Raw genomic sequence first — 15,622 nt, 5'->3', positions numbered from 1 at the left:
GAGATCATGGCCCGCACATTGGCGGAGAAGGTCTGGGAGCAGCATGTCGTGCGCCGCGCAGACGGCGAACCCGACCTCCTCTACATCGACCTGCACCTCATCCACGAGGTGACCAGCCCGCAGGCGTTCGACGGTCTCCGTCTCGCCGGGCGGACCGTGCGCAGGCCTGAGCTCACCATCGCCACCGAAGACCACAACGTGCCGACCGTGCTCGGCCCGATCGCCGACCCGGTGTCCAAGACGCAGGTCGAGACGCTGCGCAAGAACGCCGCCGAGTTCGGCATCCGGCTGCATCCTATGGGTGACGCCGGTCAGGGCGTGGTGCACATCATCGGCCCGCAGTTCGGCCTGACCCAGCCGGGCATGACGATCGTCTGCGGTGACTCCCACACCTCCACGCACGGCGCGTTCGGCGGCATCGCGTTCGGCATCGGCACCTCCGAGGTCGAGCACGTGCTGGCCACCCAGACGCTGCCGGCCTACCGGCCGAAGACGATGGCCATCGAGGTCTCGGGCGAGCTGCCCGTCGGCGTCACGGCCAAGGACCTGATCCTGGCCATCATCGCCAAGATCGGCACCGGCGGCGGCCAGGGCTACATCGTCGAATACCGTGGTGAGGCCGTACGCAAGCTCTCCATGGAGGGCCGCATGACGGTCTGCAACATGTCGATCGAGGCCGGTGCCCGTGCGGGCCTGATCGCGCCCGACGAGACCACCTTCGACTACCTCAAGGGCCGTCAGCACGCGCCGACGGGCGAGGCGTGGGACCAGGCCGTCGAATACTGGAAGTCGCTGCGCACCGACGACGACGCCGTGTTCGACAAGGTCGTCGAGATCGACGCCTCGACGCTCACGCCGTACGTCACCTGGGGCACTAACCCGGGCCAGGGCCTGCCGCTGGACGCCTCCGTGCCCAGCCCCGAGGACTTCGCCGACCCGATCGCGCGCTCCTCGGCCGAGCGGGCGCTGGAGTACATGGGCCTCACGGCAGGCACGCCGCTGCGCGAGATCCAGGTCGACACGGTCTTCGTCGGCTCGTGCACCAACGGCCGCATCGAGGACCTGCGCGCCGCCGCCGAGATCCTGCGCGGCCGCCAGGTCACCACCCGCACGCTGATCGTGCCCGGGTCGATGCTGGTCAAGCTCCAGGCCGAGCAGGAGGGCCTGCACGAGGTGTTCAAGGCCGCCGGCGCCGAATGGCGCGAGGCGGGCTGCTCGATGTGCCTCGGCATGAACCCCGACACGCTCCAGCCGGGCGAGCGCAGCGCCTCCACCTCCAACCGCAACTTCGAGGGCCGCCAGGGCAAGGGTGGCCGCACCCATCTGGTGTCGCCGCAGGTCGCCGCCGCGACCGCCGTCACCGGCCGCCTGACCGCCCCCGCAGACCTCGCTTAGGAGAGCCTTCCGATGGACGCCTTCACCACCCATACCGGTACGGCGGTGCCGCTGCGCCGCAGCAACGTCGACACCGACCAGATCATCCCGGCCGTCTGGCTCAAGCAGGTCAGCCGGACCGGGTTCGAGAAGGGCCTGTTCGCCGCCTGGCGCGAGGACCCGACGTTCGTGCTCAACGACCCGGCCTACGAGGGCGCCTCGATCCTCGTCTCGGGTCCCGACTTCGGCACCGGCTCCTCCCGCGAGCACGCCGTGTGGGCCTTGCAGCAGTACGGCTTCCGCGCCGTGATCGCCGCCCGCTTCGGCGACATCTTCCGCAACAACTCCACCAAGATGGGCCTGCTTCCGGTCGTCCTGCCGGGCGACAAGGTCGAGGCGCTCCAGGCGGCCATCGAGGCCGACCCGGGGCTGGAGGTGACCGTTGACCTCGCGGAGCGCCAGGTCCGCTGGGCCGGGGAGAGCGTCGGTTTCGAGATCGACGACTACACCCGCTGGCGCCTCATGGAGGGCCTCGACGACATCGGACTGACCCTGCGTCATGCCGACGATGTGGCGACGTACGAGAATGGTCGGCAGCCATGGCTGCCGACGACCGTCTAGAAGACGACGAACTGGCGCGGCGGCTGCGCGAAGCGCACCGCCGCGTCCGCATGCTGCCCGGCGCCGAGAAGGAACGGCTGGGCCGCCGTTACGTCGCGATCTGCGATCTGGCGAAGCGGGATCCGGAAAGGGCGGCGGCCCGCCTCGACGCGTTTCTCGCCGCACTCGACAGCGATTTCGACACGCCACGCGCACCCGAAAACACGCTCGGTGATTGAGTTCCCCCGCGATCCCGCCTACTTTCGAGCGCGTAAGGGGTTTCTACCGAGAACTCATGAGCTGGAACCCCGAGCCGTAACTGGGGGAGCAGACCTTTATGAACAAGCGGGAACTCGTCGACGCCATCGCAGACCGGGTGGGCGACAGGAGGACGGCTACGGAGGCCGTGAACGCGATCATCGACGCCATCCAGAAGGCGGTCGCCAGCGGAGACAAGGTCTCGATCACCGGCTTCGGCGCCTTCGAGATGGTCCACAAGGGGGCCAGGAGCGCCCGTAACCCGTCTACGGGTGCCGAAATCGCGGTCCCGGAGAGCTGGGGACCCAAGTTCCGTCCGGGTTCGGACTTCAAGGAACTCGTGAACGTCGGCGGCAAGAAGCTCTCGAAGAAGAAGTAATCCGCGAGAGGTAGCCGGGCGCCCGGTCCCCGTCAGGGGGCCGGGCGTTTCCTTATCCCCGGGATTCCTCGATTCCCGGGGAATCAGGGGAGCGGAAAGGTCGACAGCGTTATGTAGGTGATCTCGTCACCCGTCATCGCGAGGCGGACCCGCTGCCCCGAGCGCAGGAGCCGCAGCGGCCCCGCGTCGAAGGCGGGTGTGCCGAACTCCAGCACGGTCCCGTCATCGAGGAAGACCGAGCCGGAACGCGTCACCGGATCGAAACTGCGTACCGTTCCCTGCATGCGGCCCAGCGTAAACGGTGGGTCCCGGCCCAACGAGACCCCGGCGCGTCACGAAGAAGGCCACAGCTCGGCGACGACCGCCGCGGTGTGCCGTCCCAGTCCCAGGGCGATGGCGGCGCGCAGGTCGTCGGGGGTGTCCACGTCGCGCCTGACCGAGTCGATGTCCTCCGTGCACAGCTCCTTGGCGCCGCCGGCCAGGTGCTTGGCCCGCGACTCCCCGCCGAAGCGCGGCGTGAACGGGCGGCCCGGCCGTACCCCGTAGAAGGTGGTGCCGACGTCGAGCGCGTCGGGCACGAAGGACTGGTCGAACTCCGCGGCGCGGCCCAGCGCGGTGGCCAGCTCCGGCGGGCGCAGGGCGGGCAGGTCGGCCTGCAGGGCGCCGACCCCGTCGCCGGGCGCGATGCGTACGGCGTGCGCCGCGCCCGTGCGCAGGGCGGTGTTCAGGCCGCGGTCGGGGTCGTGCACCACCTCGGCCCCCAGCGCGGTCAGCGGCCCGGCGGCGGCGGGGTCGGCGGTCACCACGATTACCCGGGCCACCAGCGGGCAGGAGAGCGCCGCCGCGACGGTGTCGCAGGCGACGGCGACGGCCAGCCGGGTGCGGTGCGGACCCGTGGCGGCCGCCAGCCGAGTCTTGGCCGCGACCAGCGTCTTCACCGGAATGACCAGTGACCAGCGGATGCTCATAGGGTTAAGCATCGCGCCTCGACATCCCATGCGGCCAACCGGGAGACTTGGGGCGCAGACCGTAGGAGGAGATCATGAGCCGCCCCACGCGCCCATCGCGTTTCTGGGAGACCCTGGCCGTAGTGATCGTGAAACCACTGTCATGGCTCCTGATCAAGAAGGACTGGCGCAGGGGCGAGCGCATTCCCCGCACCGGCGGCATCATCATCGCGACGAACCACCTCTCCTGGACCGACCCCGTGCTGCTGGCGCACTTCCTCTACAACAACGGGCGGTGGCCGGTCATCCTCGCCAAGGCCACATTGTTCAAGGTGCCGTTCCTGGGCAACGCCGTCCGCTCCCTGCGGGCCATCCCCGTCGAGCGGGGCAGCAACGAGGCGGCCAAGTCGCTGCACGAGTCGGCGGCGCGGCTGAAGGACGGCGCCGCGATCCTCTTCTATCCCGAGGGCACCTGCACCCGGGATCCCGACCTGTGGCCGATGGTCGGCAAGACGGGCGCGGCCAGGCTGGCGCTGGAGAGCGGCGCGCCGGTGATCCCGGTGGCCCACTGGGGCGCGCACGAGCTGCTGCCCTACGGGGAGAAACGGCCCAGGCTGTTCCCGCGCAAGACGTTCCGCGTGATGGTGGGGCCGCCGGTCGACCTGTCGGCGTACACAGGACAGGAGCCGCACGCCGACGTGCTGCGCGAGGCCACCCACGACATCGTGATGGCGATCACCGAGCAGCTCGCCGCGCTGCGCGGGCAGAAGGCCCCCGCGGCCCCCTACGACCCGGCGGGGCGGTGACCGCATGACGAAGGTCGCGGTGTTCGGCACCGGCTCGTGGGGCACCACGTTCGCGATGATCCTGGCCGAGGCGGGCAACCAGACCGTGCTGTGGGGCCGCCGGCCGGAGCTGGTCGCGGGGATCGAGCGCAGCCACGCGAACCTCGACTACCTGCCCGGCGTGGCGCTGCCCCCGTCGTTGCACGCGACGACGGACCCGGCCGAAGCGCTCGACGGCGCCGACTTCGTGGTGCTCGCCGTGCCGTCGCAGTCCCTGCGGCCCAACCTGGCCGCCTGGCGCGAGCATATCCCGCGCGACGCGGTCCTGGTCAGCCTGATGAAGGGCATCGAGCTCGGCACGACCAAGCGGATGAGCGAGGTCATCCGCGAGGTGGCGGGGGTGCACGAGGATCGGGTCGCCGTCGTCTCGGGCCCCAACCTGGCCAAGGAGATCGCCCAGCGCCAGCCCGCCGCCACGGTCGTGGCCTGTGTGGACGAGGGGGTCGCCGCGCGCCTGCAGGCGGTCTGCCACCTGCCGCCGTGGTTCCGGCCCTACACCAACACCGACGTGGTCGGCGTCGAGCTCGGCGGCGCGGTCAAGAACGTGATCGCGCTGGCCGTCGGCGTGGCCGCGGGCATGGGGATGGGCGACAACGTCGGCGCCATGCTGATGACCAGGGGACTGGCCGAGATCTCCCGGCTGGGCGCGGCGCTCGGGGCCGACCCGCACACCTTCGCCGGACTGGCCGGGATGGGAGACCTGGTGGCCACCTGCACCTCGCCGCTGTCACGCAACCGTACGTTCGGCGAGAACCTGGGTCGCGGCATGACGCTCGCCGAGGTCATCGCCGCCACCAGGCAGACCGCCGAGGGCGTCAAGTCCTGCGAGTCCGTGCTGGAGCTGGCCAGGAAGCACGACGTGGAGATGCCGATCACCGAGGTCGTCGTCGGCGTGGTGCACGACGGCATGTCGCCGAGCGAGGCCGGAATGCTGCTCATGTCCCGCTCACCCAAGCCCGAGCGTTACGGCGTATGACGACGTCACGGGCGCGCTTGACCCGCTGCCGAACAGGCGTATGGCGACGTCATCCGCGCGCTTGACTCGCTGTCCAGCGTACGCGCCGGTAGATTCGGACCTCATGAGCAAGCCACGCGTCGCCGTCGTTTTCGGAGGTCGCAATTCCGAGCACGCCGTGTCCCTGATGGGAGCCGGCAGTGTCCTGGAGGCGATCGACAGGAGCAAGTACGAGGTGATCCCCATCGGGATCGCCCAGGACGGCAGGTGGGTGCTGGCCGCGTCGGACCAGCGGTTCGCCATCGAGGCCGGCGAGCTGCCCGCCGTCGACACCACGGGCGCGGCCCTGGCGTTGCCGTCCGGCAGCGCCTCGCTGGTGGCCTACGACCCCGGCAGCATCCCTGTCGAGCTGGGCGGCGTCGACGTGGTCTTCCCCGTCATGCACGGCCCGTTCGCCGAGGACGGCACGATCCAGGGCCTGCTGGAGATGGCCGGCGTGCGCTACGTGGGCTCCGGCGTGCTGGCCAGCGCGGTGGGCATGGACAAGGCCCACATGAAGACGGTCATGGCCGCCGCCGGGCTGCCGATCGGGCGTCACGTGGTGGTGCGCGAGCGCGACTGGCGGCTCTACCGGGAGCGGGTGCTGAAGGAGGCCGAGGAGCTCGGCTGGCCGGTGTTCGTCAAGCCCGCCAGGGCCGGATCGTCGCAGGGCATCTCCAAGGCGCACGACCGGGCCTCGCTGGAGCGGGCCGTCGAGGTCGCCCGCGAGCACGATCCCAAGGTGCTCATCGAGGCCGCCATCGAGGGGCGCGAGATCGAGTGCGCGGTGCTGGAATCACTCGGCGACGAGCCGGCGATCGCCTCGACGCCGGGCGAGGTCAAGGTCCAGGGCGGTCAGGAGTTCTTCGACTTCGAGGCCAAGTACTACCCCGACCAGATGTCGCTCACCGTGCCCGCCGACCTCCCGGAGGCGGTGGCCGAGGAGCTGCGGGAGATGGCCGTGCGCGCCTTCGAGGCGCTCGACTGCGAAGGGCTGTCGCGGGTCGACTTCTTCTACACGCCCGAGGGGAAGCTGGTCTTCAACGAGATCAACACCATGCCCGGGTTCACCTCGCTGTCGGTGGCGCCGCAGCTGTGGGCCGCCTCGGGGTTGTCGTACCCGGCGCTGGTCGACCGGCTCATCCAGCTCGCCCTGCACCGTTCACCCGGGCTCCGCTGACTTACCGGGCCGGCTTCTGGGAAGCCGACGCCTGGCTGATCGGCCCCGAGAGGTCCGCGAGGACCGAGGGGGCGACGTGGGTGCCCGCGATCGTGACCTCGACATAGGCGGGGTCCTCGATCGCGGTGTACAGGGTCGGCTTGTCGGGGTCGGCGAACCAGCCCACGCCGTCGATCTCCTGCAACGTGTCGGTCGGGGACATCCGCGCCGGCCGCGGCACACCGCAGCGGAGCGCGATCTCCGCCTCCCCCCAGACCGTGACGTACGGGGAGGCGGGCGTGGACTCACCGCGTGGGGCGCCGTCGAGCGTCTTGGGCAGCCGTCCGGCCAGGCTCTCGCAGACCGCCGCCGCCTCGCCCTGGGGCTTGGGCGGCTCCACGCGAACGGCACCGCCGCACCCGGCGAGGATCAGCAGGGCGAGCAGGACAGTGGTGCGGCGCATGAACTAGATTTACCTCAGATATGGACGATCGGGCACGTCAGAGTACGTGTGATGCCCTCCACGGCCTGAATCTGGGCGACCACCAGCTTGCCCAGCTCGTCGACGTTGTTGGCCTCCGCGCGCACGATCACGTCGTAGGGGCCGGTGACGTCCTCCGCCTGCGTGACTCCGGGAATGCCGGAAATCTCGCGGGCCACGCTCGCGGCCTTGCCGACTTCGGTCTGAATAAGGATGTAGGCCTGCACCATTACGTCCTCCCGGGCGATTCGATCACGCCGAAGGGCCACCGTACCCTGTGTGCGTCAGGAGGTGCGTCATCACAGTCGGAGATCTCGGCGAATTCGGAGCGGTGTCTCGTATTTCCGGACGATTGCCGCAGGGTGCGACGGTTCTGCTCGGGCCGGGCGACGACGCCGCGATGGTCAGGGCGCCCGACGGGCGCGTCGTGGTGTCTACGGACCTGCTACTCGAGGGTAGGCACTTTCGCCGCGATTGGTCCAGCGGCTACGACGTGGGCCGTAAAGCCGCAGCTCAGAACCTTGCCGACGTGGCCGCGATGGGGGCCGTGCCGACGTCCATCGTGGTCGGCCTGGGGATGCCCGCGGATCTGCCGGTGGAGTGGCTCGACGCGCTCGCCGACGGGTTCCGCGACGAGTGCGCGGTCGTGGGGGCGAGTGTCGTGGGCGGCGACATCGCGCGCGGCGACCTGGTCGTCATCGGGGTGACCGCGCTCGGCGACCTGGGCGGCCGGGCGCCGGTGACCCGGTCGGGCGCGCGCCCCGGACAGGTGGTGGCGGTGGCCGGCCGTCTGGGGTACGCCGCCGCGGGGCTGGCGCTGCTGGAATCCGGCTGGCCGCCTGCCCACCCTCCGGAGCCGAGCCGTGCGCCGCTCTCCTTGCCTTCCTCTCCACTGCGAGAGGCGCCGCTATGGGAGGCCGTGGCCGCGCATCGGCGGCCGTGTCCGCCGTACGCCGCGGGACCCCAGGGCGCGGACCTGGGGGCGAGCGCGATGCTCGACGTGAGCGACGGGCTGCTCCAGGACCTCGGGCACATCGCGGCGGCCAGCGGCGTACGCATTGAGCTGGACCCGGCCGCGTTCGTCGTGGGGGAGCCGGTGGCGGCGGCGGCCGAGCGGCTGGGGGCCGATCCGCTGGACTGGGTGCTGTCGGGCGGCGAGGACCACGCGCTCGCGGCGGTGTTCCCCGCCGGGGTGGCGCTGCCGCCGCCGTGGCAGATCGTGGGGGACGTAGTGGCAGGTCAGGGAGTTCACGTGCGTGGCCGTGAAATTGGTCACGTCGGATGGGATCACTTTGCGTGACAACCCGCCGCGATTTGTGTAAGGTTTGGCGGATTTGGGGTGTGACTACCGGGATTACTGGGACAAAGCCGTAGTAAAGGTGTTATGAAGATTGGCGGCCACTGTAACCTGCAGAAAGGGCAGCCATATGGGCCGCCACGGCACAGGTGGATCCGACGACGAGGATGAATGGGGGAACGAGGGCTCCGACGATTCTCAGGAGGACCCCAGGTTCACCACCGACCCCGCCGCGAGGTGGGCCGCCGTCCCGGACCCGACCGCCAAGAGCGCCTTCTGGGGCCCGGACGAGCCAGGAGCCGAGCCACCCGGCTGGCCCTCGCCGCCCGACCAGGTGGAGGTGACGGGTCAGTGGGCGCCGATGCCGAAACGGGAAGGCGGACCGGCCCCGGTCAGTCCCGCTTCCGGCGTACGGCCTGACCCGTTCGAGACGACGGGCGCGTTCGCGCCGCCGCCGCGGTCCAATGCCGCGGGCAGGCCCCCGGAGTCGTCCCCCGAGGCCCCGAGCATGTTCAGCCGCCCAGAAGGACCCGCGGGCGGCTTCACGCGCCCGGAAGGACCCGCAGGCGGCTTCCCTCGCCCTGAAGGGCCAGCGGACGGCTTCACCCATCCGGAAGGACCCTCGGGCGGCTTCGCTCACCCGGAAGGACCCTCGGGCGGCTTCACTCGGCCCGAAGGGGCGTCGGTCGTCTTCATGCGTCCCCAAGGGGCGGTTGCTCCGCCCCAGGGGCGTCCTGAGGGCCCTGGGGCGTTCCCTGAGGGGCCTTCCGAGACCACCGGGGCCTTCATGCCCCCTGAAGGCGTGTTCAACCAGCCGCAGCAGCCGCCGGCGGGCGGCGCCGGCCGGTCCGACCGCCCTGAGGGACCGTTCGAGACGACCGGCGCCTTCACACGTCCGGAGTGGGACACCCCCGGCCGGCCACCGGGACCCGCCGACGAGCCCGGCTCGAACGAGACGCGTGACTTCAACGAGCCCTTCGGCGCCACCCAGGTCTTCGGTTCCACCGAGGTGTTCGGGCCGCCGTCGAACGAGCCGCCCGCGCCGGGTGACATCAAGGTGTACGGCGCGCCGACCATGGTCGACGCACCCACGCCCGCCTGGGCGGACAGCGCCGACAACGGCTTCCTCGGCTCGGGCTGGTCGTCGGACGAGCCGATCGACGACCAGCCCGAGCCGCGCCGCCGTCGTGGCCGCAAGAAGCCGCCCGCCGACCCCGACGTGCTCGCCGCGCCTCCCAGCGGCGGGCGGGGCAAGGTGGCGCTGCTCTCCGTCGCCGCCGTGGCGGTCGTCCTCGGCGGTACCGTCGCCGGCGTCAAGATGATGAGCTCCTCGAACGACCCGGCCAAGTGCGCCGGCGCCACCTGCGCCGCCGTACAGGTGACCAACCAGCCGGGTGCGAAGCCCAGCGAGTCCCCGGCGGACGAGGAGCCCACGGAGGAGCCCTCCGAGGAGCCGACCAAGGAGGAGACCAAGGCCGCCGACACCCCGAAGCCGTCGGCCACGACCAACGTGCGCACGCCGCGCCGTAGCGCCTCCCCGACACCGACGCCGACCAAGACGAAGACGAAGGAACGGGTCAGGCCCACGAGGCAGCCGGTCGACCCGAGCCCGACGGAGAGCCTCACGGAGGAGCCGACCGACGAGGCCACGACGATCAACGACCCCGACAACCCGAGCGGCACTGTCACGACGGCCCCCGCACCCACCGACCAGCCCCAGGCCGCGGGCGGTCAGTCGGTGAGCCTGAACTTCGACGTGGTCAACCAGGGCCTGGTCGGCTACACCGCGCACCTGGACGTCGTCAACTCCTCCCTGGAGGCGCTGCCGTCGCTCACGGTCTCCCTGCCGATCCGCGGCCGGGTGCTGGACGTGAAGGGCGCCGGGTGGACGCAGGACGGGGACCAGCTGATCATCGACCTGACCGAGTCGCTCGCCACGGGCGGCACCGCCCAGCTGACGATCTCGGCCACGGGCCGGGGCGCCGAGCCGGCGAACTGCGGCCTGGTGGGCGGGGACTGCGCCGTCAACTAACCGCCCATCCCCACGAGGGATGGGCCGTCGGCTGACCGACCATCCCAGCGGGGACGAGCCGTCGGCGACCGGCGGCCCTCCCAGTGGGGAGCGCACCGTCAGCTAACCGGCTCTCCCCGTGGGGGATGGTTGGATGGGGGATATGACGGTTACGACCCCTCCATGCGTGCTGACCGTCGCCGGATCCGATTCCGGCGGCGGGGCGGGCATCCAGGCCGACCTCAAGACCATGCTCGCCTTGGGCGTCCACGGCATGAGCGTCATCGCCGCGGTCACCGCGCAGAACTCGCTCGGCGTCCAGGGCTACTGGGAGCTGCCGCCCGAGGCCGTACGGGCGCAGCTCGACTCGGTGCTCGGCGACATCGGGGCGCGGTCGGTCAAGACCGGCATGCTGGCCTCGCCGGGACTGGTCGAGGTCGTGGCGGCGGCGCTCGGCGCGTACCCGGCGCCGGTGGTGGTCGATCCGGTCGGCGTGTCCAAACACGGCGACCCGCTGCTGGCGCCCGAGGCCGTCGAGACGGTCAAGACGCGACTGCTGCCGGTCGCCACCGTCGTCACACCTAACCTGTGGGAGGTCGAGCAGCTCACCTCGGTCAAGGTCGAGGACGAGGACGGCCTGCGCCGCGCGGCCGACGCCATCCTGCAGCTGGGTCCCACCTGGGCCCTGATCAAGGGCGGCCACCTGCCCGGCGAGCCCGTGGACCTGCTCACGGACGGCACGAACGAATACCGCTTCTCCGCGCCACGCCTGGACAACCGGCACACACACGGCACGGGCTGTACGCTCGCCTCGGCCATCGCCTCCCACCTCGCGCTGGGGGACGACGTGCCGACGGCGGTGGGCAAGGCGAAGGAGTACGTGACGGGCGCCATCGCCAAGGGCTTCCCGCTCGGCGACGGCATCGGCCCGGTCGACCACGCCTGGCGCTGGCGCTGAGCCGAGCCGTCCCCGACGCCGAGCTACCCCGGACACGGCGAAAGCCCGCCTCTCGGTGTCGAGCAGGCGGGCTTTGGCGAAAGTCGGGACCGGCTAGCGGGTGACCTTGCCGGCCTTGATGCACGAGGTGCACACGTTGAGCTTCTTCGGCGTGCCGCCGATGACCGCGCGGACCGTCTGGATGTTGGGGTTCCAGCGACGGCGGGTGCGGCGGTGCGAGTGGGACACGTTGTTGCCGAAGGTCGGCCCCTTGCGGCAGACATCGCAGACGGAAGCCACGGTATCGCTCCTTAAAACAGTCGATGTAGCCCTGTCCGCGTGATGCTTTCCGGGCGAAGGGCATGCCGGGACAACCGGCCAGCCTGACGAGGATATCCGATCCGCACCACTGGGCGCGAACCACGAGCACTAGACGGGCTCAAATGCGGAGATATCCTCCTGCATTAACGGTAGCGCATGCGGGGAGGTCGGAGCGCGCAGATGGAGGTTCTCGACCCGCTCGCGGTACGCCGCTGGGCTCGCCTGGCCGCCGACGCGCTGGGCGGCGCCAGGGCGGAGATCGACGCGCTCAACGTGTTCCCGGTCGCGGACGGCGACACCGGCACCAACCTGCACCTGACCGTGCTCTCCGCGGCCGAGGCCGTCGAGGCGCTGCCCGACGACGTGGACGCCGCGGTGGTGTGGCAGACGCTCTCCTACGGCGCCCTGATCGGCGCCAGGGGCAACTCCGGGGTCATCGTCAGCCAGGCGCTGCGCGGGCTCGCGGAGGTGCTGAAGGACGGCGCCGACTTACGCGCCGGGCTGCTGCGTGCCGCCACCTTGGCCCGGGCGGCCGTGGCCAGGCCGGTCGAGGGCACCGTGCTGAGCGTGCTGGAGGCGGCGGCGCGGGCCGTACAGGAGGTGCCTGTACAGGAAGCGGCCGTTCAGGAAGCAGCCGTACAAGGAGCGGCCGTTCAGGGAGCGGTCGTACAGGAAGTGAAAGGTGATCTCGCGGCGGTCGCGCGGCGGGCGGCCGGTGCGGCGCGGGCGGCGCTGCGGCGTACGCCCGAGCAGCTGGACGTGCTGGCCCGCAGCGGCGTCGTGGACGCCGGCGGCGCCGGGCTGGCGATCATCCTGGAGTCGCTCGAACGGGTGATCACCGGCTCCCACAGCGAGCGCTATGACGTGCCCGCGCCGACCTCGCGGATCTCGCCGATGGCCGAGGTGGGGGCCGGTTATGAGGTGATGTACCTGCTCGACGCCGACGACGCCGCGGTGGCCAAGCTGCGCGAGGAGCTCGACGCGATGGGCGACTCGCTCGTCGTGGTCGGCGGCGAGGGACTGTGGAACGTCCACGTCCATGTCGGCGAGGCGGGCCCCGCAGTTGAGGCGGCGCTGCGCGCGGGGCGGCCGTACCGGATCAGGATCACCTACCTGGCCGAGCGTACGCACCGGGCCAGCGCGGGCCGGGGAGTGGTCGCGGTCGCGGCGGGCGACGGGATCGCGGCGCTGTTCGAGGAGTGCGGGGCGGTGGTGGTACGCCGCGCCCCCGGCACGCGGCCCACGCTGCCCGCGATGCTGGCCGCCATCCGGGAGGCGGGCGGCGAGGTGGCGGTGCTGCCGAACGACGAGGGCGCCGGGGCGGTGGCGACGGCGGCGGCCGAGATCGCCCGTGAGGACGGCGTCGTGGTCAGCGTGCTGCCCACCAGGGCCACCGTGCAGGGTCTGGCCGCGCTGGCCGTGCACGATCCACTGCGCCGCTTCGACGACGACATGGTGGCCATGACCGACGCGGCCGGGCACACGCGCCACGGGCACCTTGTGGTGGCCGACCGTGAGGCGGTGACGAGCGCGGGCGTGTGCCGTCCCGGCGACGTGCTCGGGCTGATCGACGGCGACGTGTCGGTGATCGGCGGCACGCTGGAGGAGGTGGCCACGCTCGTCGTGGACCGGATGGTGGCGGGCGGCGGCGAACTGGTCACCCTGGTCACGGGGGCCGACGCGCCGGTACGCCTGGCCGAGCACGTCGAAGCCCACCTCAGGGCCATCAGGCCCGACGTGGACCTGGTCGTCTACGACGGAGAGCAGGGCGGTTATCCACTGCTCATCGGTGTCGAATGATTCCTGTCGGCCGCAGGCGGTAGAACATAGTCCCGTGAGCCGTTTCGACGAGCCCCTGACGAAAGCGCTCGATCCCAAGACCGCCAAGCTGCTGCACAGCGTGCTCGGCCTGGAGACGGTGGGCGACCTGCTGCGCCACTACCCGCGCCGCTACGCCGAGCGCGGGGAGCTGACCTCGCTCGACGCGCTGGAGGTCGACGAGCACGTCACGGTGGTCGGCGAGGTCACGAGGCTGATGCGCAAGCCCATGCGCAACCGTGGCGGCACCTGGCTGGAGGTCGAGGTCGTCGACGGCGGGCGCAACAAGATCTACCTGTCGTTCTTCGGCAAGGGCTCCCACGTGGCCGAGTCGCGGCTCAAGCCGGGGCGGCGGGGGATGTTCGCCGGGAAGGTGGGCATGTTCGGGTCCAGGGCCACCCCGAGGTGGCAGCTGTCGCACCCGGAGTTCGAGCTGTTCGAGGAGGGCGAGGCGAGCGCGGAGGACTTCGCGGCGGCGCCCGTCCCGATCTATCCGGCGGGCAAGGACCTGACGCCGTGGGCGATCAGGCGGGCGATCGGCGTGGTGCTCGACACGCTCGGGCCCCTCGACGATCCGCTGCCCGCCGCGCTGCGGGACCGGCGTGGTCTGGAGGGGCTGGCCGAGGCGCTGGTGTCCATCCACCGGCCGAAGGACTTCGGCGACATGCGGCGGGCGCGTGAGCGGCTGAAGTTCGACGAGGCGTTCGTCCTGCAGGCCGTGCTGCTGCAGCGTCGGCAGGCGGCGACCGCGTGGCCCGCCCGGCCCCGGCCCCGGCGCGCCGACGGCCTGCTCACCGACTTCGACGGGCGGCTGCCGTTCTCGCTCACCGAGGGGCAGGCGCTCGTCGGCGAGGAGATCGCGGCCGACCTGGCGCTCGAGCACCCCATGCACCGGCTGCTGCAGGGCGAGGTGGGCGCGGGCAAGACCGTGGTGGCGCTGCGCGCGATGCTGCAGGTGGTCGACGCGGGTGGCCAGGCGGTGCTGCTGGCGCCCACCGAGGTGCTGGCCCAGCAGCACCACCGCTCGATCAGCGGCATGCTGGGCGACCTCGCCCAGGGCGGCATGTTCGGCGGCACGGCCGTCACCCTGCTCACCGGCTCCATGGGCGCCGCCGCGCGCAGGTCCGCGCTGCTCGACGCCGCCTCCGGCACCGCGGGCATCGTGGTGGGCACGCACGCCCTGCTCCAGGAGCATGTCCAGTTCGCCGACCTGGGGCTGGTCGTGGTCGACGAGCAGCACCGGTTCGGCGTGGAGCAGCGTGACGCGCTGCGCGAGAAGGCCGGCGGCGGCCGTCCCCACGTGCTGGTCATGACCGCCACCCCGATCCCGCGCACGGTCGCCATGACGGTCTTCGGCGACCTGGAGGTCTCGACGCTGTCGCAGCTCCCCTCGGGCCGCGCGCCGATCACCACCCATGTCGTGCCCGCCGCCGAGAAGCCCCACTTCCTGGAGCGCACCTGGGAGCGGGTCCGCGAGGAGGTGGCCCTCGGCAGGCAGGCCTACATCGTCTGCCCGCGCATCGGCGACCTGGAGGGCGACGAGGGGGATCTCCAGGCACCACCGTCCGACGAGGAGCGGCGCCCGCCGCTGGCCGTCCTCGACGTGGCCGAGCTGCTCTCCGAGGGGCCCTTCCGCGATCTCCGGCTGGGCGTCCTGCACGGCAAGCTCCCGCCGGAGGAGAAGGACGCGATCATGCGCGCGTTCACCCGCGGCGAGCTCGACGTCCTCGTCGCCACCACGGTCATCGAGGTCGGCGTCGACGTGCCCAACTCCTCAGTCATGATCATCATGGACGCCGACCGCTTCGGCGTCTCCCAGCTCCACCAGCTGCGCGGCCGGGTCGGCCGGGGCGGCCTGCCCGGTCTCTGCCTCCTGATCTCGGACTTCCCCGAGGGCACCCCCGCCCGAGCCCGCCTGTCGGCCGTGGCGGCGACCCTCGACGGCTTCGAGCTGTCCCGCGTGGACCTCGAACAACGCCGCGAAGGCGACGTCCTGGGCGCCGCCCAGTCGGGCAAACGCTCGTCCTTGAAGCTGCTCCAGCTCCTCCGCGACGAGGACGTCATAGAGGCGGCCAGGGACGAAGCCTCGGCCCTGCTGACCGCCGACCCGGAGCTGAAGTCCAACGAGGCCCTGCGCGCGGAGATAGACCGCCTGCTGGCGGACGAACGGGCCGAATACTTGGAGAAGACCTGACGCGTAC

17 protein-coding genes are annotated in these 15,622 nt (G+C 71.4%); 12 read left to right on the top strand and 5 right to left on the bottom strand.

Features of this window, described 5'->3' with window-relative positions:
• Positions 1 to 6 precede the first annotated feature (6 nt).
• From leuC to LDL49_RS16750, 4 genes are all read left to right on the top strand, one after another.
• A complete protein-coding gene (leuC, locus tag LDL49_RS16765) occupies positions 7 to 1,395 on the top strand; it encodes a 3-isopropylmalate dehydratase large subunit (protein WP_225291989.1) in 1,389 nt (462 codons plus the stop codon).
• A 12-nt stretch (positions 1,396 to 1,407) separates the two neighbouring features.
• Positions 1,408 to 1,995, top strand: a complete 588-nt coding sequence (gene leuD, locus LDL49_RS16760) for a 3-isopropylmalate dehydratase small subunit (RefSeq protein WP_225291988.1) — start codon at positions 1,408 to 1,410, stop codon at positions 1,993 to 1,995.
• Entirely contained in the window at positions 1,974 to 2,213 is a 240-nt protein-coding gene (locus LDL49_RS16755; RefSeq protein ID WP_225291987.1) for an SCO5555 family protein, read from the top strand. Before leuD ends, LDL49_RS16755 begins: the two co-directional genes overlap by 22 nt.
• Positions 2,214 to 2,311: 98 nt before the next feature.
• Entirely contained in the window at positions 2,312 to 2,611 is a 300-nt protein-coding gene (locus LDL49_RS16750; protein WP_225291986.1) for an HU family DNA-binding protein, read from the top strand.
• Between the two features lie 83 nt (positions 2,612 to 2,694).
• Here the strand turns inward: LDL49_RS16750 and LDL49_RS16745 are convergent, their stop codons facing one another.
• Both LDL49_RS16745 and cofC read right to left on the bottom strand, forming a co-directional pair.
• A complete protein-coding gene (locus LDL49_RS16745) occupies positions 2,695 to 2,895 on the bottom strand; it encodes a hypothetical protein (RefSeq protein WP_225291985.1) in 201 nt (66 codons plus the stop codon).
• Positions 2,896 to 2,943: 48 nt separating this feature from the next.
• On the bottom strand, positions 2,944 to 3,579 hold the full coding sequence (gene cofC, locus LDL49_RS16740) for a 2-phospho-L-lactate guanylyltransferase (protein ID WP_225291984.1): 636 nt from the start codon (positions 3,577 to 3,579) through the stop codon (positions 2,944 to 2,946).
• A gap of 74 nt (positions 3,580 to 3,653) precedes the next feature.
• On the opposite strand from cofC, the gene LDL49_RS16735 reads away from it, so the two are divergent.
• The 3 genes from LDL49_RS16735 (at position 3,654) to LDL49_RS16725 (ending at position 6,577) form a co-directional block, all read left to right on the top strand.
• Complete coding sequence (locus LDL49_RS16735; protein WP_225291983.1) at positions 3,654 to 4,364, top strand: lysophospholipid acyltransferase family protein; 711 nt, start codon at positions 3,654 to 3,656, stop codon at positions 4,362 to 4,364.
• A gap of 4 nt (positions 4,365 to 4,368) precedes the next feature.
• On the top strand, positions 4,369 to 5,379 hold the full coding sequence (locus tag LDL49_RS16730; protein WP_225291982.1) for an NAD(P)H-dependent glycerol-3-phosphate dehydrogenase: 1,011 nt from the start codon (positions 4,369 to 4,371) through the stop codon (positions 5,377 to 5,379).
• Between the two features lie 103 nt (positions 5,380 to 5,482).
• On the top strand, positions 5,483 to 6,577 hold the full coding sequence (locus tag LDL49_RS16725; RefSeq protein ID WP_225291981.1) for a D-alanine--D-alanine ligase family protein: 1,095 nt from the start codon (positions 5,483 to 5,485) through the stop codon (positions 6,575 to 6,577).
• A gap of 1 nt (position 6,578) precedes the next feature.
• On the opposite strand, the gene LDL49_RS16720 is transcribed toward LDL49_RS16725, so the two are convergent.
• The gene (locus tag LDL49_RS16720; RefSeq protein WP_225291980.1) at positions 6,579 to 7,019 is read right to left on the bottom strand and encodes a DUF3515 domain-containing protein; all 441 of its coding nucleotides are present in this window, start codon (positions 7,017 to 7,019) and stop codon (positions 6,579 to 6,581) included.
• Between the two features lie 14 nt (positions 7,020 to 7,033).
• Positions 7,034 to 7,267 (bottom strand): Lrp/AsnC family transcriptional regulator, encoded by a 234-nt coding sequence (locus LDL49_RS16715; protein ID WP_225291979.1) that lies wholly within the window; start codon positions 7,265 to 7,267, stop codon positions 7,034 to 7,036.
• Between the two features lie 47 nt (positions 7,268 to 7,314).
• Between LDL49_RS16715 and LDL49_RS16710 the strand changes: the two genes are divergently transcribed.
• The 3 genes from LDL49_RS16710 to thiD all read left to right on the top strand — a co-directional run bounded on the left by LDL49_RS16710 (position 7,315) and on the right by thiD (position 11,303).
• Positions 7,315 to 8,337, top strand: coding sequence for a thiamine-phosphate kinase (locus tag LDL49_RS16710; protein WP_225291978.1), 1,023 nt, complete (start codon positions 7,315 to 7,317; stop codon positions 8,335 to 8,337).
• A gap of 784 nt (positions 8,338 to 9,121) precedes the next feature.
• Positions 9,122 to 10,366: a hypothetical protein gene (locus LDL49_RS16705; RefSeq protein ID WP_225291976.1), complete on the top strand. Its 1,245-nt coding sequence runs from the start codon at positions 9,122 to 9,124 to the stop codon at positions 10,364 to 10,366.
• A 133-nt stretch (positions 10,367 to 10,499) separates the two neighbouring features.
• Positions 10,500 to 11,303 carry a bifunctional hydroxymethylpyrimidine kinase/phosphomethylpyrimidine kinase gene (gene thiD, locus LDL49_RS16700; RefSeq protein ID WP_225291974.1) on the top strand — a complete coding sequence of 268 codons (804 nt, stop codon included), beginning with the start codon at positions 10,500 to 10,502 and terminating at the stop codon, positions 11,301 to 11,303.
• Positions 11,304 to 11,396: 93 nt separating this feature from the next.
• On the opposite strand, the gene rpmB is transcribed toward thiD, so the two are convergent.
• Positions 11,397 to 11,582: a 50S ribosomal protein L28 gene (gene rpmB, locus LDL49_RS16695; RefSeq protein WP_049556934.1), complete on the bottom strand. Its 186-nt coding sequence runs from the start codon at positions 11,580 to 11,582 to the stop codon at positions 11,397 to 11,399.
• A 201-nt stretch (positions 11,583 to 11,783) separates the two neighbouring features.
• On the opposite strand from rpmB, the gene LDL49_RS16690 reads away from it, so the two are divergent.
• Both LDL49_RS16690 and recG read left to right on the top strand, forming a co-directional pair.
• Positions 11,784 to 13,403 carry a DAK2 domain-containing protein gene (locus LDL49_RS16690; RefSeq protein ID WP_225291972.1) on the top strand — a complete coding sequence of 540 codons (1,620 nt, stop codon included), beginning with the start codon at positions 11,784 to 11,786 and terminating at the stop codon, positions 13,401 to 13,403.
• A 34-nt stretch (positions 13,404 to 13,437) separates the two neighbouring features.
• Positions 13,438 to 15,615, top strand: coding sequence for an ATP-dependent DNA helicase RecG (gene recG / locus LDL49_RS16685; protein WP_225291970.1), 2,178 nt, complete (start codon positions 13,438 to 13,440; stop codon positions 15,613 to 15,615).
• Positions 15,616 to 15,622: the final 7 nt, after the last annotated feature.

It is taken from the genome of Nonomuraea aurantiaca (genome assembly GCF_020215705.1).
Classification (GTDB): domain Bacteria; phylum Actinomycetota; class Actinomycetes; order Streptosporangiales; family Streptosporangiaceae; genus Nonomuraea; species Nonomuraea aurantiaca.
Note: the sequence above shows the minus strand (reverse complement) of the source record. Positions and strands in the feature narration are given on the sequence as shown.